Genomic DNA, 17944 nt, shown 5'->3' on the forward strand with positions numbered 1-17944 from the left:
TCATCTCATATGTTTGTATTCAGCCCCATCTTCTCAAGGGCTTTTTTTAGTGTGGCATGTGTTTCGACGTTCTCAAAATCGATTCCGAGCTGAACCGAAGAGATGGCGAATGCAGGATTAATTCCGGAAATCATGGAGGTCACACCGAGCAGCTGCAGTGTCTGTATTAGCTGAAACAGCTGGTTTGCGACCATCGTGTCCACTACCGGCACGCCGGATAAGTCGATGGAAAGGTGCGTAATCTTCTGCTGCATGCATTGAACAGGTATAACTTCCACAATTGTCTTGGCCCTTTTCGTATCGATGTCTCCGACGAGCGGCAGTACACCGATCGAATCAGTGATCGGGATGATCGGCGCACTCAATTCACGGATAAGCTCCTGCTGGGCTTCAAGTTTCGCAGTTGTATAATGATAATAATGCTCCGTAAATTTAACATATAAATCATCGAATGCTTTGCCAACTGTGACCATGGAAGGCATCATCTGTTTTTGCGAAGCATCTGTATGATTGTCGAAAAAAGATTCCATGTACTGTATGAAAATTTGTTTGAACTTTGAAACTACATCGAGCACTTCATAGATCGGTGTCTCTGATTCAGCCCTGCTTTTAGCCACGGTTTTGGCCCACTCTTCACTATTTTCCTTATATGCGGTCTGATCATCACAAAGACTGCTAATGATGGTTTTAATTGTGAATCGGTTTTGTTCCCTTAGAAGTGCATCTATTTTATCGTCTTTAACAGCATAAACGGATTTACCAATTGGCGCTCGAGTCTGTAACCATTTTTCAGTTATATCACAGGCGTTTTGCTCTAAGTATTCAATGAGCTGAGTGTTAAATAAATTCATGATGTCCCCTTCTTTTCTTATACATCTATTGAACTAACATAGTACACCCTCATTATACGCACCGATATTAGGCAGTACAAGTTTTTAAGTAAAACCTGTACTTTGCACAGAAAGACCTTCCTAAGATGATAGGAAGGTCTGTCATGGGTAATCATTTATACTTGTGCCCGCTGTTCTTTTTGTAGTTTGGAAATCGCAACCAACAGTAAATACCTTTCTTTGTGAGTCAGACGCAGCCAGTCTTTAGCTTTATAAACCATGCAGGCTTCCTCCTTTTCTAAAGGTTTTATTGGGTCAAGAGCGTTTGGTTAAATTTAGGTACTTTTACTTTACCACCTGAATTCACTTTAAAAACATAATAAACCAACATTTCGTTCGCCTTATTTCTACAGTTAGAGAGAATTTTGTCGGTTTCAGTCCGCATCATCATGGGAAAATTAATGTAATACCTTCTAAAAAGGAGTTTGATCCATGGATATAATTACCCGAACATTTGAAGACGACGGCTACATTCCAAACAACCCTTTTTACCCTGTAATTTTGTATAAAGGTGCGCTAGCTGGCAGAGAAAGCGAGACAGAAATGGTGTTTAATGAAAACGGATGGCTGAACAGCTGGACGAACGGTGTGTTTAATTACCACCATTATCACAGCAACACGCATGAGGTGCTGGGTGTCGTTTCAGGCACGGCTGTTCTGAAGCTTGGCGGCGAGAACGGCGAGGAGGTTGCAGTCGAGGCTGGTGATGTTGTGCTGCTGCCAGCAGGCACTGGGCATAAACGGATATCGGCTAGCCCTGATTTCAAGGTGACCGGCGCCTATCCGGACGGTGCTGATTATGACACGAAAACAGGACAAACCCTTGAACGGCCGCAAGTGATGGAGAACATCAAACATACCGGAATACCTGAAAACGATCCGGTTCTCGGGAAAAATGGGCCGGTTCATGAATATTGGAACACAAGATAAAAAACTCCGAAGCTCTATGGCTTCGGAGTTTTCGCATTTATTGTGGTGCCGGCGCTTTTTCATTCTGAAACGAGCCGGCTGAGACGTTTGTCAGAAAATCACATGGCTCTCCGACATAAAAGATCTGCAGCTCATGCATCGCCCGGGTACAAACGGTATAAAACAACTTTCGGTCAGATTCTTTGCTATAGATTTCATTCGATGCATCGTAAATGATCACTGCATCGAACTCAATTCCTTTAGCGAGGTATGATGGGATAACGACCACGCCTTTCTCGTACGCAACCGTTTCTTCTGCCATAAGCTTGACTTTCATTCTTCCCTTCAGTACGGAATAAACATCCTGACTTTCTTTGACTGTTTTGCAGATGACGGCAATGTTCTGGTGCCCCTCGCGTTCATAGGCAGCCACTTTATCCAAAATCTCTTCATGAAGCTGATAACGGCTTGAAAGCTTACGCACACCCGGCAGCTGGCCGTCGCGGTTGAATGGAACGATGCTGCCGCCATTCTTTAACAGCTGTTTGGTGAACTCAACGATTTGCCGCGTCGACCGGTAGCTGCGGGATAGATGCACTTTCTCTGTCCGGTCAGAACTGAACAGCGTGCGAAGATGGTCGAACGCATTTTCCGGTGAGTGTACATAAATGGACTGGTTTAAATCACCGAGAACCGTCCATTTTGCCCGCGGGAAGATCCGTTTAATGAATGCAAATTGAAACGGCGAATAATCCTGCGCTTCGTCAATAAACACATGCTTCACCATCGTGTTCGTCTGAAACCCTTCAATTCTTTCTTTTAAAAACAAATACGGTGTTGCGTCCGAATTCGATAGTCTGCTTTCTGAAAGATCAATTTTCGTCTGATTGGCGATCGACTCCCAATCTTGCGGAAGCTCCTTCAGACAGTCATGTTCGTTGCGGATAAGATTACTGTAAATCGCCTTTACATTTACAAACTGCAGCTTTTGAATTTTGTTCCGTAATGGCTTGATTGCCTTATGCACAATTACGGCGGAAAGCTCTTCTTCTTCCCGCTTCAAGTCGTTGAATGTATCATTTGAATACTGCTTCTTCTTGCGCAGACGATTGTATAGCTTCGTATAGACACTCTCGTCCAGATAATGCAGCTGTTCTTTCACCCAATCCGCATTGCGTTCCTTCTTTTCAAATTCCCTGACGTTCTTCAGAATCCATTCTGAAACAGTCTTCAGCCGGTTTGGAATCGAGATGCTGTCTTCAAACGAGTAAAAGTACTCAGTGATTTGCTTTGCAGACAAGATAGGCTTTCCGCGGAAATGAACTCCGCGGAACACCATGCCGCTTTCCTTCAAATTGCCGAGATAGCGTTCGATTCCTTCAAGGAAAGTGAGCGACGCTTTGTACCGTACCCCGGCTAGTTCTTTTTCGTAGCCATCCTCATGCTGTGAGGAGAGCATATGCTCCATCTGCTCAAGCGGTGTTTCGATCGCAAAATCCTGGCCGAGGTGATGCTCGATATACGCTTGAAACGTCGTCTGCTCCATGTTTTCTTCACCAAGTTCAGGAAGTACGTTCGCGACATATGTGTTAAACATGGCGTTCGGCGAGAAAAGCAGGATCTCACTGGCGTTCAGCGTTTCACGGTATTTGTACAGCAAATACGCCACACGCTGCAATGCCGCAGATGTCTTGCCGCAGCCTGCCGCACCCTGAACGACGAGCAGATCACCCCTTGTACTGCGGATAATCTCATTCTGCTCCTTTTGGATCGTGGCGACGATGCTCTTCATTTGAGCGTTCGCCTCGTTGCCGAGCACCTCTTGCAGCAGCTCATCGCCTATTGTGACGCCTGTGTCAAACATACTCTTAATCTTACCGCCGCGGATGATGTATTGTCTTTTCAGCTCCATCTCACCCGAAACTTCACCGCCAGGGGCTGTATACGATGCAGTACCTAATCCATGATCATAATATAAACTCGAGATTGGAGCGCGCCAGTCATATATAAGGAAATCGTTCGTCTCTTCATCATAAAAAGAAGAAATGCCGAGATAGATTTTATCTGCGTCTGATTCTGTTTCTTCTTTAAAATCAATCCTCCCAAAGTAAGGAGAATTTTTCAGTTTTACATATGTTTTCATCTGTTGAGCGGCACCCTGGTGGCTTCGCTCGATCTCAGATAAAAGCTCTGCCTGCTGCCGGATGCTTGCCGCCGTTTCAGCCGCCTCAGCTGCGTCCTCGAAGTTGACGGTCACATCTTCCCAGAAGTTTTTCCGAATCTCGACGACCTCGCCTTTTTTGCCGCCAAGCACTTTATTAATCGCCTTCATCTTTCTGTCTATTTTGCGTGAAAGCTGATCGACCCTTCTTTGTTCATCGATCCATTCCTGTTCCCACGTACCCATGACATCTCTCCTTCGCCATCTTTACGTACAATTAGTGAAGAATCATTGTAAACGATTTTCATATAAACACAAAATGTAAAGCTCTTTCACAGGCAACAAAAAAAGGAGCCATCTCTATAGATTCTCCTTTAAACTATTTGGCTATGTAAGTCTTCATTCCTTTTTCACGATGAAAAACTCGGCATGCGCCGAGTTAATTCGGATTAAGAAATGTTGTTTTGTATTCCGGTTGTTTCGCCTCTTCCTTAATAACAGACGGTTTTGCGATAATTGCTGCAGTATGGATCGGCAACAGTGTTACTGGTTTTTTTGTAAGAGGCTCATTATGAATGCTAGTATGCATGACCATCCCTCCTTACCAGTTTTATAGTGATAATACCCAGGTCATCCTTTGACGAAACTTATTATTCTAAAATATTTAATATTTGGGTAAAAGGACCCGGAAATTCGTGTGTCCCGGCTCGCTTCTTTCCAGCATCAGCTCTCCATCAAGCGCCTCAGCTAAAAGCTTGCTGAAAGGAAGACCGAGCCCCAGCCCGCGCACCTTGTATTTCTTCACTTTTCCACGGTAAAAACGTTCAAAAATCATATCCTGTTCTTCATCTGGAATCCCGCTTCCATGATCCGTGACATCGATTATTACCTTGCCGCTTCCGTCATGTATTCTAACCTCGATCTCTCCGCTCTCATCACAGGCATGTTTGGCGTTATTTAGCAGGTTGACGATGATCTGCTGCAGCCTAAGCGAGTCGGTGCTGATGAGCAAGCCCTCATTTATCTCCGCTTTCAATTGGACACTTATGCTGTTAACAAGCTCCCATTGATGGATAATCTCCTGCAGAAGGTGTAATACATTATGCTGCTCTAGCTTGACAGGTACGGCATTTGCCGTAAAAGAATTGAAATCAAGCAAGTCCTCAACCATCTTTTGCATTTTATCCGTCTCTGTAAGCGAAGCCGCAATAAAATCATCGGCGTCCTTCCCTTTAACGACACCGTCTCTTATCGCTTGCATCAGTCCGCTCACCGCAGTTACAGGTGTCTTCAGCTCGTGTGTAACACCGGCCAGCAGCTCAGCACGCATTGATTCTAACAGCTGAAGTCTTTCCGCCATATCTTGAAACGCATGAACTAGTTCATACACTTCTTTTTCCTGCACATCATCAGGCAATGTAAAGCTATAATTCCCGTCGCGGACTCGTGCTGCCGCCTCAGCGACTTGCTGCAATGGACGAGACACTTTTCTTGAAAAATAATAGATCGCAAGCCAGCCGAGAACAGCGAGTGAAAGAAGCATAACCGCAAGCAGACGGTACTCCTGATTCACCTTAGTCAGTTCTTCTTTTGTCTGTGTGATAGCAACATAACCAATCTTTGAACCGTCAGATGAAGTGATCGGTTTTTTTACAACATACAGATTCGTTCCAGCTGCCTTCACCTGCTGCACTGTCTTTTTCTTCTTTAAAAGTTTAGCAGGGAATGTCTGTCCATTCTTGAACTCACGTCTAGGGAGATTGGAAAAAAGCACGCCTCCCTCAAGATCGAGGACAAATATGGTCGGTGGTTTTTCGAATTCTCCCAAGAAGCGTTCACGTTCTTTAATTAATCCCGGAAGCCCTCCGCCACGCTGAAACCTGCCTTCCTGATGGCTGGCTACTGCAGCCGCTGCTTCCTCAGCCATAAACTCAAACAGTTCGAGCCTGTTCTGCAATGCAGCATGCCTTATCCATAATGCAGCGATGGTGCCAATAACGATGAGACCTATGCAAAGCGTGGCAAAGTATCGGGTTGTCCAGAAGCGTAACAGAGAAATTCGTTTCTGATTTTGTTTAGCTGACACTGAACCGATACCCCACTCCCCGCAATGTTTTGATCTCGCCTTCTTCTTCCGGCCAGTTTTCGAGCGATTTTCGGATGCGTTTAATGGAAAGATCGACCGCCCTGTCGCTCCCAAAATAATCGAGACCCCATACTTGTTCGATTAAAATGTCTCGTGTGAACGTCCTGTTTGGGTGTCTTGCGAGATACAGCAGCAGCGATAGATCGCGGGGCGTCAATTCAACCGCAATGCCGTTTAGATAAACGGCATGTGACCGCCAGTCTATGCGCAGTCTGCCAAATGACTTTTGATCTTCATCGCTGTTCTGGTGCTGACTCGTTCTTCTTAACACCGCATGAACACGTGCTATGACCTCTTCACCGATAAATGGTTTAGCGATGTAATCGTCCGCTCCTCCATTTAATCCGGCGAGCCGTGAAGATACGTCGCTGAGGGCAGTGAGCATAATCACAGGACAAGTGCTATTTTCACGGATTCTCTTGAGCACCTGCCATCCGTCAAGGCTTGGCATCATCACGTCGAGTATAGCTAATGCAGGCTCTGACTGCTGAAACTGTTTGACCGCGCTGTCACCGTCAAATGCCTGAACCACTTTGTAGCCTGCGTTCGTCAAATACGCTTTCAGCACCGCGCTGATTGAAGCTTCGTCCTCTGCCACGAGTATTGTCTTCATCCGGCTCACCTCTTTGTTTCTATTGTAAATGATAAAACCCCGATATCCACCGGGGTTAGTTACATATATGTTTTTAAAGACCCGTATCTGCCGGAGCCATTTCGCTGCTCATTGGAGCATCAGGTCCTTCTTCACCGCCTGGCGCCATCCCCGGTGCCCCATGCTTATGGAAACCTTTCATCTTGAAAAAGAACCCATCCTTTTTACCTTGAAAAAGATTAAGCTTCTTCAGTTCATCCGGATGCTTCGTCACAAGCTCACGAACGATTTCTTCAAGTGTTTTGTTTTTAGTAGAGACGCCTAGTTTGTCTGCTGCCTTTAAAATCTGCTTTTCTCTCACTTCTTTTGCAAGTTCATGTGTATCCTTATTCGCTGTTGCGATTCCAAGTTCCTTTGCTTTTTTCGTGATTTTCGCTTTCCGGACTTGTTGGGCTACTTCTCGGATGTCTTTGCCGTCCGTGCTGATGTTCAGATCTTTTGCCTCTTTTTTAATCTTTGCTGTCATCACATCTTCAGCCAACTGGCGCACGTCTTTGTTCGCGGTGCTCACACCAAGTTTTTTCGCTTCCTTCTTAAGCTCTGCTTCAGCAATCTCCCTGCTCACTTCTCGGAAGCTTTTTCCGTCAATTGTGATGTTATTTTCTTTCGCGAGCTTTTTCAGCTCTGTCTCCCAGATTTCCTGTGCAAGCTCAGCCGTATCTTTACCTGACGTTTTAATGCCAAGCTCTTTCGCTTTAGCTTCAATGATAGCCCGATCCATCTTCATTCCAAATCCATGACCGCCGCGGTGATGCTTCTTTTTAAAATGGCCTTTGATCTCTTTCGCCTCTTGCTTAGGCGCTGCATCGTTCGTCGCTGCAAGAGCCGGCACGGCCCCGATCAACCCAAGTGAAAGAATTCCTGCTGCAACATACATAGATTTCTTAGTTTTAAACATGTTTTTCTTCCTCCTGATAAGAGTATTAACAGGCACTAGTTTGTCCTGCACCCTTAATTTATCCAACAAATATGTCAAGCCGATGTCAGGAAAAAAAAAATTCGGGGGTACGGTACCATTCATTGACAAACGTTGCTGCTGCAATGATGAAGATGAATGGTACCGTACCCCATACACAAGTAAAGCCGCCGCTCGGCATGTGCGAGCGGCGGCTTCTTATTACTTCACTTTTACGTCTTTTACTTTATCGAGTTTAATCTGAACGATGACCGGATCGTGGTCACTCGCACGGCCGTGTTCTTCCATGAACTGTGAGTTGATGTGGACGATATCGACCTTCGTCTTTTTCGCCATATTGTTTGAAACAAGAATGTGGTCAAGCACCTGTGCGTTTCCTTGGTACGAATACGTGAAACGCTCTTTGAACGGCACTTCTTCAATCATGTTCGTTAGTTCACTGCCTTTTAAAATATCAAATGTTTTCGTGAACTCAAAATCGTTGAAGTCTCCAAGAAGTACGACTTTTGCATTTGGATCATCAGCTTTTACTTCTTTTACAAAATTGTTTACGATGCCTGCAATCTCATGGCGCTGTTTTTCACTGCCAAGGAATGGCGGCTGATTTTTTCCGAACAGCGGCTGATCTCCGCCTTTTGAGTTAAAGTGGTTCGCTACGACTACTACACTTTCGCCGTTGAACTCGAACTGTGCAGCAAGTGGCTTACGGCTGTCTTCAAATGCTGGGTTTGTTGGATCGATGCGGCCTGGGTTCGCTGTGAGCTTTCCTTCTTTAAACGCTACAGCCTCAGTTGCAGACCCTTTTGCACCTTCTGCAAGTTTAACGCGCTCTGGGTTGTAGATAAAGCCGACGCGGATGTTTCCGCCTGGCTGTCCGCCGTCCTCATTATTCACTGGCGCGATATCAGTGTATACGTATTCTGGTCCGCCTTGTGCTGTAATTTCAGCGATCAAGCGTTCTGCACTTTCCTTTGCATCTGTCGTTCCGTCATTTTTTGGTCCGTTTCCATCTTGCATTTCAACAAGACCAACAATATCAGGAGAATTTAGGTTTTCTACGATAGAACCTGCTATACGGCTGACTTTTTCATCTGTCGTTTCTTTTTCATCTGTAGAGAAGTTTTCTACGTTAAAGCTCGCGATTGTCAGTTCTTTATGTTTTTCATGGAAATGAGTAGACTCGCGTTCTGTGCGGCCCTCGAAAAATCTTGGCAGCTCATCACGGTTAGTAAGCACCTTAAAGTTCCCGAAGCCATAACTCATAACTCCTGTTACCGATCCTAAGAAGAAATCACCTGTTTTAGCAACAAACGACTCATCATTAATATCAAGGAATAAACGCTCAGGGTTATAATCATCAGCTGTGATGTTCAATCCCCCTGCTTTGTTTTTTTCTTTATTAGAATAACCTGGGACGACAACAAGCTCACCATATTTTTGCGGTGCAATAACAGAAGGGTTGTACACCCGAACCATCATGCCTTCCATGCTTTCGTAAAAATCAATACCATCTTCACGTGGATCAAACAGTCCAAAGTTGTCATTATCAATAATCTTTGTCGGCTGCATACGGCCAAATTGTCCAATGATCGTAGCCGCCGGAAGTTTCTTGCCCGTTTCTTTCAAAACGATTGCACCATTGTCTGCATTGATCTCTGTCATCGCAAGATCTGTTTTTAATTTATCGCTGTAACCTTCAAGCACCCATTCCTTCACAAGTCCGTTAACGGTTACAACATCACCCTTGTTTACTCCGTGCCCATTTTTTTTGTAAACAAGAACACCTTCTGATGTATTTTCATTTTCATCTGGCTTAAGGTCTTGCATGTAGAAATTGCTCCCGTCCACAACATGTGTGACGATTCCTTCTACTCCTTCAACTGGTTTGTTCGCTACCGGAGAAGAGTGGCTCGCACCTTGAATGTCATGGATGCGAAGGCCGGAAATCGCAACTTGGTATTTGAACTCCTTTACCGCACTGTCTTTCAAGCCTTCTTTTACTGCGATAGCTTTGATGGTTGTATCTTCATTTATTGTGATAGGAGCTGTATAAAGCGTACTGTCTTTCGTCGGCACCGTTCCGTCAATCGTATAGTAGATGGAAGCGCCTTCAGTTTTTGTTTCAAGCGTTACAGAAGTTCCTTTAGAAACGACGCCTTCCGTTGAAGCTGTTACTTCTTCGGCTTGTGGTTCAGATGGGCCGTCGGATACAAATTGAAAAGCTGAGGCATTCTTTAATCCTGGTGAAGAAAAGTATGTTTCTAATGTTCCGGTAATCTGAATTTTTTTGTGCAAATTTTCAGGGTGGGAATATAGGTTTACCGCGTTCCTAACATCTCCGCTCGGAAGCTGTACAGGTAAAATTTTGGCCGGATCCGTTTCATCAAGAGAATCCGCAATAGCAATGTTCGTGTTTTGGTTCGAAGTGAACGGTCCTGTAAATTGATAGGATTTCGTTCCTTTAGTAAAGGCTACTATATAGCCTTCCACTGTTGCCTTACTTTTATCTTGCTTCCCCATTGCCTCCGCTACCGTCAGCACATCTGCTGCACTCGCTTTCTGCTGCGAAAACGGTGCAAACATACTGACAACCAGCGTCAAGATGAGAGCCAGTTTAGAAAAATGACGAAAACTGTTTACCGCCATATTTACCACTCCTATACTTTTAATGTAAAACAAGTAAATTTAACTAGAATATAACACAAAAATTCCTGCTATATTGTTCGGCTTTTGTTAAAACGGTTCCAAAGACTTACACATTTTTTACAATAGTAGTATGAATTTCCTAACGTTTTTGAATTAACTATAATTGACAACACAGTTCCCGGTTATGTCCTAATCTTGTACAAATAAAAAAGCCTGGCTCATGACCAGGCTATTATCCTTTATACTTTCATAGAATTATCTTTAATATTCTTCAGCGCTTCCCGCCTCGAAAGTGGAGCGAGATCGAGCTTGTCAGCTGTCTCCACTACCCACTCGGGATTCGTCTTCGCATATTCGCGCAGTGCCCAGCCAATCGCCTTGTTGATGAAGAACTCATTTGATCCCAGGTTCTCCTCAATAATCTCATAAAGCAGCTCTTTGTTCGTATTGCCCTTATCTTTCAGCTGGAACAGTATCATAATGCGGCGCAGCCAAAAATTCTCTGATTCTCTCCATCGTTTCCCCACTGTTTCGATTAGATGAGGATACAGTCTGAAGAGCTTGCCTGCATGATTTGAAGCGATATGATCAATCGTGTCCCACCATGATTTGTTGACTACCATGTACTCCAGCAATTCATGATCGCTCTCTTCCAGCTTCTTCAGCCAGCCGTCTACAAGTCCGAGGGCCGAATACTGCATCTCCCGCTCCGGCATTTCCCAAAGCTCCCTCACAACAGTATGAAGCTCTGCCTTTGCCGGATACCCGTTCGCTTTAATAAACTGCTTAAAAATGTCCTTCCTGACTGGCGACTTTATCCCCAAAAATGCGAACTGATCACGCATGTAAGCTTCCATCGGACCAGCAATTTCTTCATTTTTATGCAGCGCGAACGTATCACGCAGCTTTACCGTATATTCTAGCATCCTGCTCTTCAGCTCCTTTTCATTTCTATTATTCTCTAAAAACAGTTGAATGCCTTTTCACTTTTTTTGAGGCTGGACCCGCAAAATCTCCAGTTCGACCCGTAAATTTTTGTTTGGACCCGCAAAACCTTCACTTAGATCTGTAAATTTACATTTAGACCCGTAAAAAGCTGACCAGTGCTATTTGGGTACCGTACCCCAACTATTTCCCCGAATAGACAACGGCTAGTATACTACGAAAAGCTATGCTATAATTTAGCCGTAACAATTGAATAGCAAGACATGTGGGGGGACCGGTGTTGCCGGTTGAGATTTCGTCCGTTAGGCGTTGACCCTTTGAACCTGATCTGGTTGATACCAGCGGAGGGAACATACGCGAACGCACTATCACTCAAACGTAAAAAACCACGTATGCACCCGAGGTATCATCCTCGGGTGCTTTTTTGTTGTCTTGCGAAAAAATAAGGGGGAAACAACATGAAGAAATGGCTTGCTGCGTTAAGCGCCATCGTATTACTTGCCGGCTGCGGCACCTCGTCTGACGGGGAAAAAACAGGAACAACAGATAAACTAAAAAAGGTAACGGTCGTCCTTGACTGGACGCCGAACACGAATCACACCGGACTTTATGTAGCAAAGGAAAAAGGCTTCTTTAAAGAAGAAGGGCTCGACGTGGATATCATCATGCCTGGTGATGCAGGAGCGGATCAGCTTGTCGCTTCCGGGAAAGCGGATTTCGGTGTGAGCTATCAGGAGGGTATCACGCAGGCTCGAATCCAAGATGTTCCGATCGTGTCGATCGCAGCGGTCATCCAGCATAACACGTCAGGATTCGCATCACCTGCAGACAAGAACATCACTTCACCGAAGGACTATGAAAAGAAAACATACGGCGGCTGGGGCTCCCCGATTGAAAAACAGATTATCTCTTCTCTAATGGAAAAAGAAAACGCTGATGTTGAGAAGCTGAACATCGTGAACATGGGCGACACCGATTTTTTCACAGCGGTAAAGCGTGATATCGACTTTGCGTGGATCTTTTACGGCTGGACAGGAATTGAAGCCGAGATTCGCGGAGAGAAGCTGAACATGCAGTATCTTACGGATTACAGCAAGAAGCTAGATTACTATACACCTGTGCTCGCGACAAACGAAAAAATGATCGCGAAAGATCCGGAAACTGTTAAGGCATTCCTAAAAGCTTCATCTAAAGGCTATGAGTTTGCGATCGACAAGCCAGATGAGGCAGCTGATATTTTAATAAAAGAAGTGCCGGACCTTGATCCTGAGCTTGTGAAAAAGAGCCAGCAGTGGCTGTCGCCAAAATATCAGGACGATGCAGACCGCTGGGGCGAGCAGAAGCTGTCTGTTTGGCAGAACTACGGTGACTGGATGTATGACCATAAGCTGTTAGAGAAAAAGCTAGATGCGAAAAAAGCGTACACGAACGAATTCTTGCCGAAATAAGGAGGCCCATTAAAATGAGCAATTCATTAGTAAACATTCAAATCATTCCGAAAACAAAAGACGGAGAAAGCGTAATTCCGTATGTAGACGAGGCTATCAAAATTATTGATGAAAGCGGCGTGAAATATGAGGTGCATCCGCTTGAAACGACGATGGAGGGCGAACTCAAAGAGCTGTTCGCTGTCATCCAGAAGATGAACGAGCGCATGATTGAGATCGGCAGCCCTAATGTGATTTCGCAGATTAAAGTGCTGTACCAGCCAGAAGGCATCACGATGAGTCAGTTGACGGAGAAATACCGATGAAAAAAAGGTGGAGCGCAATTTGGCTCCTCCTTTTCATTCTAATCGGATGGGAGGCGGCTGGGCGCTGGATGGAGGTGCCCGCATGGCTCCTCCCTTCCCCGCTGAAAATATTCCAAGCTGGTATTGAAGATTGGACAAGGTTCTACCTTCATCTCCTGTCTACCGCTTCTCTTTCATTAGGCGGATTTCTGACAGGTGCTGCAGCAGGATTGCTTGCCGCAGTCTTGCTTCACCGAGTACCTGGCTTAAGGCATCCATTATACCCATTCATCATCTTATCGCAGAACGTGCCCGTCATCGTACTCGCACCGCTGCTCGTCATCTGGTTTGGTTTCGGGCTGCTGCCTAAGGTCATTGTCATCACACTCGTCTGTTTTTTTCCTGTAACGATTGCAGCTCTTGATGGATTCAAACAGACCGATCGGGATCTTGTTCATTATTTCACCATGTCTGGCGCTTCGAAAAAGCAGCTGTTCTGGAAGCTTGAAGTCCCTCATTCCCTGCCTTCTATTTTTTCCGGTTTGAAGATTGCCGCCACTTACAGCGTGATGGGTGCTGTCATCTCCGAATGGCTCGGATCGAAGCAAGGGATCGGTGTGTACATGACGCTCGCTTCCTCATCATTCCGGACCGACCGCGTTTTTGTTGCTATCTTTGCGATCATGCTTCTTAGCCTTCTGTTCTTTTTCGTCATCGTTCTGCTGGAGCGTTATTTCGTCCGATATCAAAGAAAGGAGCTGAGATGATGGCACAGCTCGAACTTCAAAATGTCTCCCTATCATTCGGAGAAAAACAGATTCTTGACTCTGTTAATCTTCACGTCAATCAAGGAGAGTTCGTCACCATACTCGGTCCTTCCGGCAGTGGAAAGAGCACGCTGTTTCACCTGATAGGCGGGTTACTGCAGCCTGAAAAAGGCAGCATTTTGCTTGATCAGAACAAGATAACAGGTGAACGAGGGCATATCAGCTATATGCCCCAGTCAGCATCTCTCCTGCCATGGCGGACAGTGCTGCAAAACGTGATACTCGGGCAGGAACTAACAGGTGTAAAGGACACTGCAGCTGCCCGCCAGATGCTCCAAAAAGCCGGACTCGCCGGCTATGAAAACGCCTATCCGCATGAACTCTCCGGCGGTATGAAGCAGCGGGCCGCATTCATTCGAGCCTTGCTCAGCCCGCAATCTGTCATCTGTCTCGACGAACCGTTTTCAGCTCTTGATGAACTGACTCGGCTGGAGATGCAGAAATGGCTCCTCTCTATCTGGCAGGAGCATCAAAAGACGATTTTATTTGTTACTCATAATATTGATGAGGCTCTATTTCTATCAGACCGAATTGTTGTGCTGTCGCAAAAGCCTGCACGTGTTTTACGAGAGTTTGAAGTTCCGTTTCCGCGGCCGCGGAGCGAGGAAATACTGCTAACGCCAGAATTTTTAGAAGTTAAGAAAGAAGTCTATTATACTCTGAAACAAGGAGCGTCGATGTCATGAATCACATTATCGACGCACACATTCATTTGGATCATTACAGCGATAATGAGCTAACGCGACTGTTCAATCATGATTTAAGTACTCTAAAAGGGTTGCTCTCTGTTTCATTTAATCTTGCTTCCAATAAAAGAAACCTGGAACTAGCCCGAGCTTATTCACCATTCATTAAGTGTGCATTCGGCTATCATCCAGAACAGCCACTCCCTTCTGACTCAGAAATGGCGGATCTGCTGGATTGGATGAGCAAGCACCGCACCGATATGACAGCAATCGGCGAGGTCGGGCTTCCCTATTATATGAGACAGCAAAATCCCGGTTTATGCCGGGACCGCTATGTGGAGCTTTTAGAGGAATATATTAAACTAGCTGTTAAGTGGAATAAGCCAATCGTGCTGCATGCTGTATATGATGATGCCCAAATCGTATGCGCTTTACTGGAAAAGCATAATGCCGGTCGTGCCCATTTTCACTGGTTTAAAGGCGATTCGCTCACGACAGAACGGATGGCACGCAACGGCTACTACGTTTCCGTCACACCCGATGTTCTGTATGAGAGTGAGATTCAAGAATTAACTAAAGATTATCCAATTGACCAGCTGATGACAGAAACCGACGGACCCTGGCCGTTTCAAGGTCCTTTTGCTGGACAGCTGACTCACCCTCTCATGATTCATCAGTCAATCGCAAAGATAGCAAAGATCCAACAGCTTGAACTTGAACTTGTTTATAAAACAATTTATCAAAACACCGTACGATTTTATGGATTTTAAACGTGCTGGACGATTCGTGCAGAAAACGATTCTTTTAATAGTTTTACGATTTTTGCAGCCTCTTCTCCGTCTGGATCACGCAAGCCTGAAAACTCAGTAACCTCTACGAAACGGATTCTGCTGTCAGCCAATAACGGCTGCAGAAGTTCTTTTGTTTCCTGAAGTGTCAAGCCGGCTGCAGCAGGCGCATAGGCCGCGTTCATTTCAAGCCGGTCAATCACATCCACGTCAAAGTGAAGAAGCACAGCAGCGTTTTGCGGCAAGTCAGTCAAATAACGCTGAGCTGCCGCACTCGCTCCCTTCTCTTTTATTTCTTTCAATGAAATAATCGAAAAGGAATTGCTGTTATGATCGCTGCAGCCCATCACCGTAATCTGCGGTAATGGAATATTTACTTTTTCATTCCAAAAAACATTATCATTAGTCAGCACCCAAAGTCCCATTGCCGCTGCTCCTACACAGACATCTGGCTTCGGCTTCACTTCATCAATATGCGCATCGATAACTAGGAGGTGTGTGTCCTGCTTATAACGCTGATAAAATTTACCCGCTGTTCCGATAATTATGCTGCAGTCACCTCCAATCATTAGTGTCAGATCTTCAGGATTTGCCCACATGCTTTTCTCCTGAATGATCGCTTCCCACACCATACGCGGAGCCGGCCAGTTACGTATTGGAGCACAGTTATGCTTAGGCAGTAAAGCCGGAACCAGAATATCGCCTCTATCCTCTACGGCAAAACCGCTACGTGCAAGCGCCTCGCGCAGACCGGCTTTTCGAAAAGCGTCAGGCGCTAGATCTGTGCCCGAATACAGCGACCCGCTGCTGCTCGGAACTCCAAACATACGAATAAACTTCAAGAGCTATCCACATCCTTTGATTAAAAATATGCGGCCGCAAACTAATATCAGCTTAAAGCGAACCAAAAACGAAACCCGTATTTACTCAAAAAAGGAGGAAACGCCATTTCGTTTCCTCCTTTAAATGTTATTCGCTGCTGATATACGTCCACTTAAAGCTCTTTCTCGGTCCAAAAGAGTGGAACAATATATCCTTCACCTTGCCGCGCTGCAGGTAGGCATGCCCTTCCTGGAACATTGGGCTGATCACTTGATCCGCAAACATTAGCTTTTCTGCATCAAGAAGATGCTTCCAGCGTTTCTCCTGATCGATCTCAGCGTTCGCTTCTTGGATCAGCCTGTCATATTCAGGGTTCGAATAGTTGCTTTGGTTGTGTGAGCCGTCTGTGATCCACATGTCTAGGAACGTCATCGCAACCTGGTAATCAGGACCCCATCCCGCATAAGAAATGTCATACTCTTTTTTTGTTTCAAGCTTTAGCTTTTGCTTGAATGGCTGTGGATTGATCGTGATTTTCAGCCCCGGAAGATTCGTTTCCAGCTGACTTTGAATCATTTCTCCAACCTTTTTGCTGTTTTCAGAATCATAGTTTAACAGCTCCAGCTTCAAGCCTTTTTCTCCAATCGCCTTCAATCCCTTCTTCCACAGCTCTTTTGCCTTAACGGGATTGTACTCTCCAAGGTTTCCATTCTCTTTCCGGAAATCGGTGCCGCCAGGACTTGATACAAAATCTTTCGGTACATAGAAATTAGCAGGGATGGACCCGTCATTTAAGATAACATCCGTCAATCCTTGCTTATCCCAGGCCATGTCGATCGCTTTACGAATATCGAGGTTATTGAGCCCCTTTGTTTTCTGGTTCATTCTCATAAAGAAAACAGTTGAATCAAGGATCGTGTTAAAGTCTTCGTTATCTTTGTATTGATCAACGTACTCTGAAGAAAGGTAGACAAAATCACTTTCATTTGTGTTATAAAGGTTGACGCCAGTTCCAACATCTTTCACGATATTCACATTGATTTGATCCAGCTTCACAGATTTCTTATCCCAGTACTGGCTGTTCTTCTTATACACCCAGCCTTCTTCATGCTTCCACTCGCTCAATACGAACGGTCCGTTGTAGATCATGTTCTCAACTTCTAGTGCATACTTGTCACCCTGTGATGTTACGTACTTTTCATTCTGCGGATAAAAGGTAGGAAAACCCGTTAAACCAAGGAAATAAGGTGCCGGTGCTTCGAGCTGCACTTCGAGTGTTGCCGCATCTACTGCTTTGATGCCAAGCTCGTCAACTTTTCCATATAAAGGATCTTTGCTGTTTTGAATAGCATTCGCATTCTTGATTGGCCCCATGATGTACGCATATTCAGAGAGAGTCTCTGGATGCAGCGCCTTCTTCCAAGCATAAACGAAGTCCTCTGCTGTTACCGGATCGCCGTTGCTCCATTTCGCATTCTCATTAATATGGAACGTATAGGTCTTGCCGTCTTTGCTGATATCAACGGATTTCGCTGCCCCGGGAACCGGTTTGTTGTTTTTATCAAGTCGGTACAGCCCTTCAAACACGTTGTTCATAACATCGAACGAAACTGAATCGGTTGCTTTTGATGTGTCCATTGATGGTATTTCGGATTTCTCGAGCAGGTTCAGCACTTGCGGAACATTTCCGCTGCCGTTTTCAGTCCTGCTGTCATTTTTTGATCCGGTGCCTGTGCAGGCCGTCAGCATTAGACTTGAAAACAGAATAGCTGACAGAACCTTTAGTGGTGTCTTTTTCATCGTTATCCCCCTTTGTCTTTCCTC

16 protein-coding genes and 1 riboswitch are annotated in these 17944 nt (G+C 45.2%); of the genes, 6 read left to right on the top strand and 10 right to left on the bottom strand.

What is annotated here, in order from left to right:
• Positions 1-5 precede the first annotated feature (5 nt).
• Positions 6-851, bottom strand: a complete 846-nt coding sequence (locus tag CGZ90_RS06135; protein ID WP_094251426.1) for an STAS domain-containing protein — start codon at positions 849-851, stop codon at positions 6-8.
• A 471-nt stretch (positions 852-1322) separates the two neighbouring features.
• On the opposite strand from CGZ90_RS06135, the gene CGZ90_RS06140 reads away from it, so the two are divergent.
• Positions 1323-1820, top strand: coding sequence for a cupin domain-containing protein (locus tag CGZ90_RS06140; RefSeq protein ID WP_094251427.1), 498 nt, complete (start codon positions 1323-1325; stop codon positions 1818-1820).
• Between the two features lie 37 nt (positions 1821-1857).
• On the opposite strand, the gene helD is transcribed toward CGZ90_RS06140, so the two are convergent.
• The 7 genes from helD to CGZ90_RS06170 form a co-directional block, all read right to left on the bottom strand.
• Complete coding sequence (gene helD / locus CGZ90_RS06145) at positions 1858-4206, bottom strand: RNA polymerase recycling motor HelD (protein WP_094251428.1); 2349 nt, start codon at positions 4204-4206, stop codon at positions 1858-1860.
• A 193-nt stretch (positions 4207-4399) separates the two neighbouring features.
• The gene (locus tag CGZ90_RS20665; RefSeq protein WP_165766783.1) at positions 4400-4549 is read right to left on the bottom strand and encodes a hypothetical protein; all 150 of its coding nucleotides are present in this window, start codon (positions 4547-4549) and stop codon (positions 4400-4402) included.
• A 75-nt stretch (positions 4550-4624) separates the two neighbouring features.
• Positions 4625-6046 carry a HAMP domain-containing sensor histidine kinase gene (locus CGZ90_RS06150; protein WP_094251429.1) on the bottom strand — a complete coding sequence of 474 codons (1422 nt, stop codon included), beginning with the start codon at positions 6044-6046 and terminating at the stop codon, positions 4625-4627.
• Entirely contained in the window at positions 6036-6719 is a 684-nt protein-coding gene (locus CGZ90_RS06155; protein WP_094251430.1) for a response regulator transcription factor, read from the bottom strand. Before CGZ90_RS06155 ends, CGZ90_RS06150 begins: the two co-directional genes overlap by 11 nt.
• Positions 6720-6792: 73 nt before the next feature.
• Entirely contained in the window at positions 6793-7656 is an 864-nt protein-coding gene (locus CGZ90_RS06160) for a hypothetical protein (RefSeq protein WP_094251431.1), read from the bottom strand.
• 219 nt (positions 7657-7875) lie between these two features.
• Complete coding sequence (locus CGZ90_RS06165; RefSeq protein WP_094251432.1) at positions 7876-10320, bottom strand: DUF6359 domain-containing protein; 2445 nt, start codon at positions 10318-10320, stop codon at positions 7876-7878.
• 239 nt (positions 10321-10559) lie between these two features.
• Complete coding sequence (locus CGZ90_RS06170) at positions 10560-11246, bottom strand: DNA alkylation repair protein (RefSeq protein ID WP_094251433.1); 687 nt, start codon at positions 11244-11246, stop codon at positions 10560-10562.
• 276 nt (positions 11247-11522) lie between these two features.
• A riboswitch (TPP riboswitch) is annotated at positions 11523-11632 on the top strand.
• Positions 11633-11723: 91 nt separating this feature from the next.
• Here CGZ90_RS06170 and CGZ90_RS06175 point away from each other — a divergent pair.
• From CGZ90_RS06175 to CGZ90_RS06195, 5 genes are read left to right on the top strand one after another with little or no spacing between them, the layout of a single operon-like run.
• Positions 11724-12713, top strand: coding sequence for an ABC transporter substrate-binding protein (locus CGZ90_RS06175; protein WP_094251434.1), 990 nt, complete (start codon positions 11724-11726; stop codon positions 12711-12713).
• 14 nt (positions 12714-12727) lie between these two features.
• Entirely contained in the window at positions 12728-13018 is a 291-nt protein-coding gene (locus tag CGZ90_RS06180; RefSeq protein ID WP_094251435.1) for an MTH1187 family thiamine-binding protein, read from the top strand.
• Positions 13015-13764, top strand: a complete 750-nt coding sequence (locus tag CGZ90_RS06185) for an ABC transporter permease (RefSeq protein ID WP_094251436.1) — start codon at positions 13015-13017, stop codon at positions 13762-13764. The genes CGZ90_RS06180 and CGZ90_RS06185 overlap by 4 nt, the downstream gene beginning before the upstream one ends.
• Entirely contained in the window at positions 13764-14510 is a 747-nt protein-coding gene (locus CGZ90_RS06190; protein ID WP_094251437.1) for an ABC transporter ATP-binding protein, read from the top strand. Before CGZ90_RS06185 ends, CGZ90_RS06190 begins: the two co-directional genes overlap by 1 nt.
• Positions 14507-15280 carry a TatD family hydrolase gene (locus tag CGZ90_RS06195; RefSeq protein ID WP_094251438.1) on the top strand — a complete coding sequence of 258 codons (774 nt, stop codon included), beginning with the start codon at positions 14507-14509 and terminating at the stop codon, positions 15278-15280. The genes CGZ90_RS06190 and CGZ90_RS06195 overlap by 4 nt, the downstream gene beginning before the upstream one ends.
• On the opposite strand, the gene CGZ90_RS06200 is transcribed toward CGZ90_RS06195, so the two are convergent.
• Complete coding sequence (locus tag CGZ90_RS06200) at positions 15277-16140, bottom strand: arginase family protein (protein ID WP_094251439.1); 864 nt, start codon at positions 16138-16140, stop codon at positions 15277-15279. The genes CGZ90_RS06195 and CGZ90_RS06200 overlap by 4 nt on opposite strands.
• A gap of 127 nt (positions 16141-16267) precedes the next feature.
• Positions 16268-17920, bottom strand: a complete 1653-nt coding sequence (locus CGZ90_RS06205; protein ID WP_094251440.1) for a peptide ABC transporter substrate-binding protein — start codon at positions 17918-17920, stop codon at positions 16268-16270.
• Positions 17921-17944: the final 24 nt, after the last annotated feature.

The sequence above is a fragment of the Fictibacillus aquaticus genome, assembly GCF_002245695.1.
In the GTDB taxonomy this organism is placed as follows: domain Bacteria; phylum Bacillota; class Bacilli; order Bacillales; family Fictibacillaceae; genus Fictibacillus; species Fictibacillus aquaticus.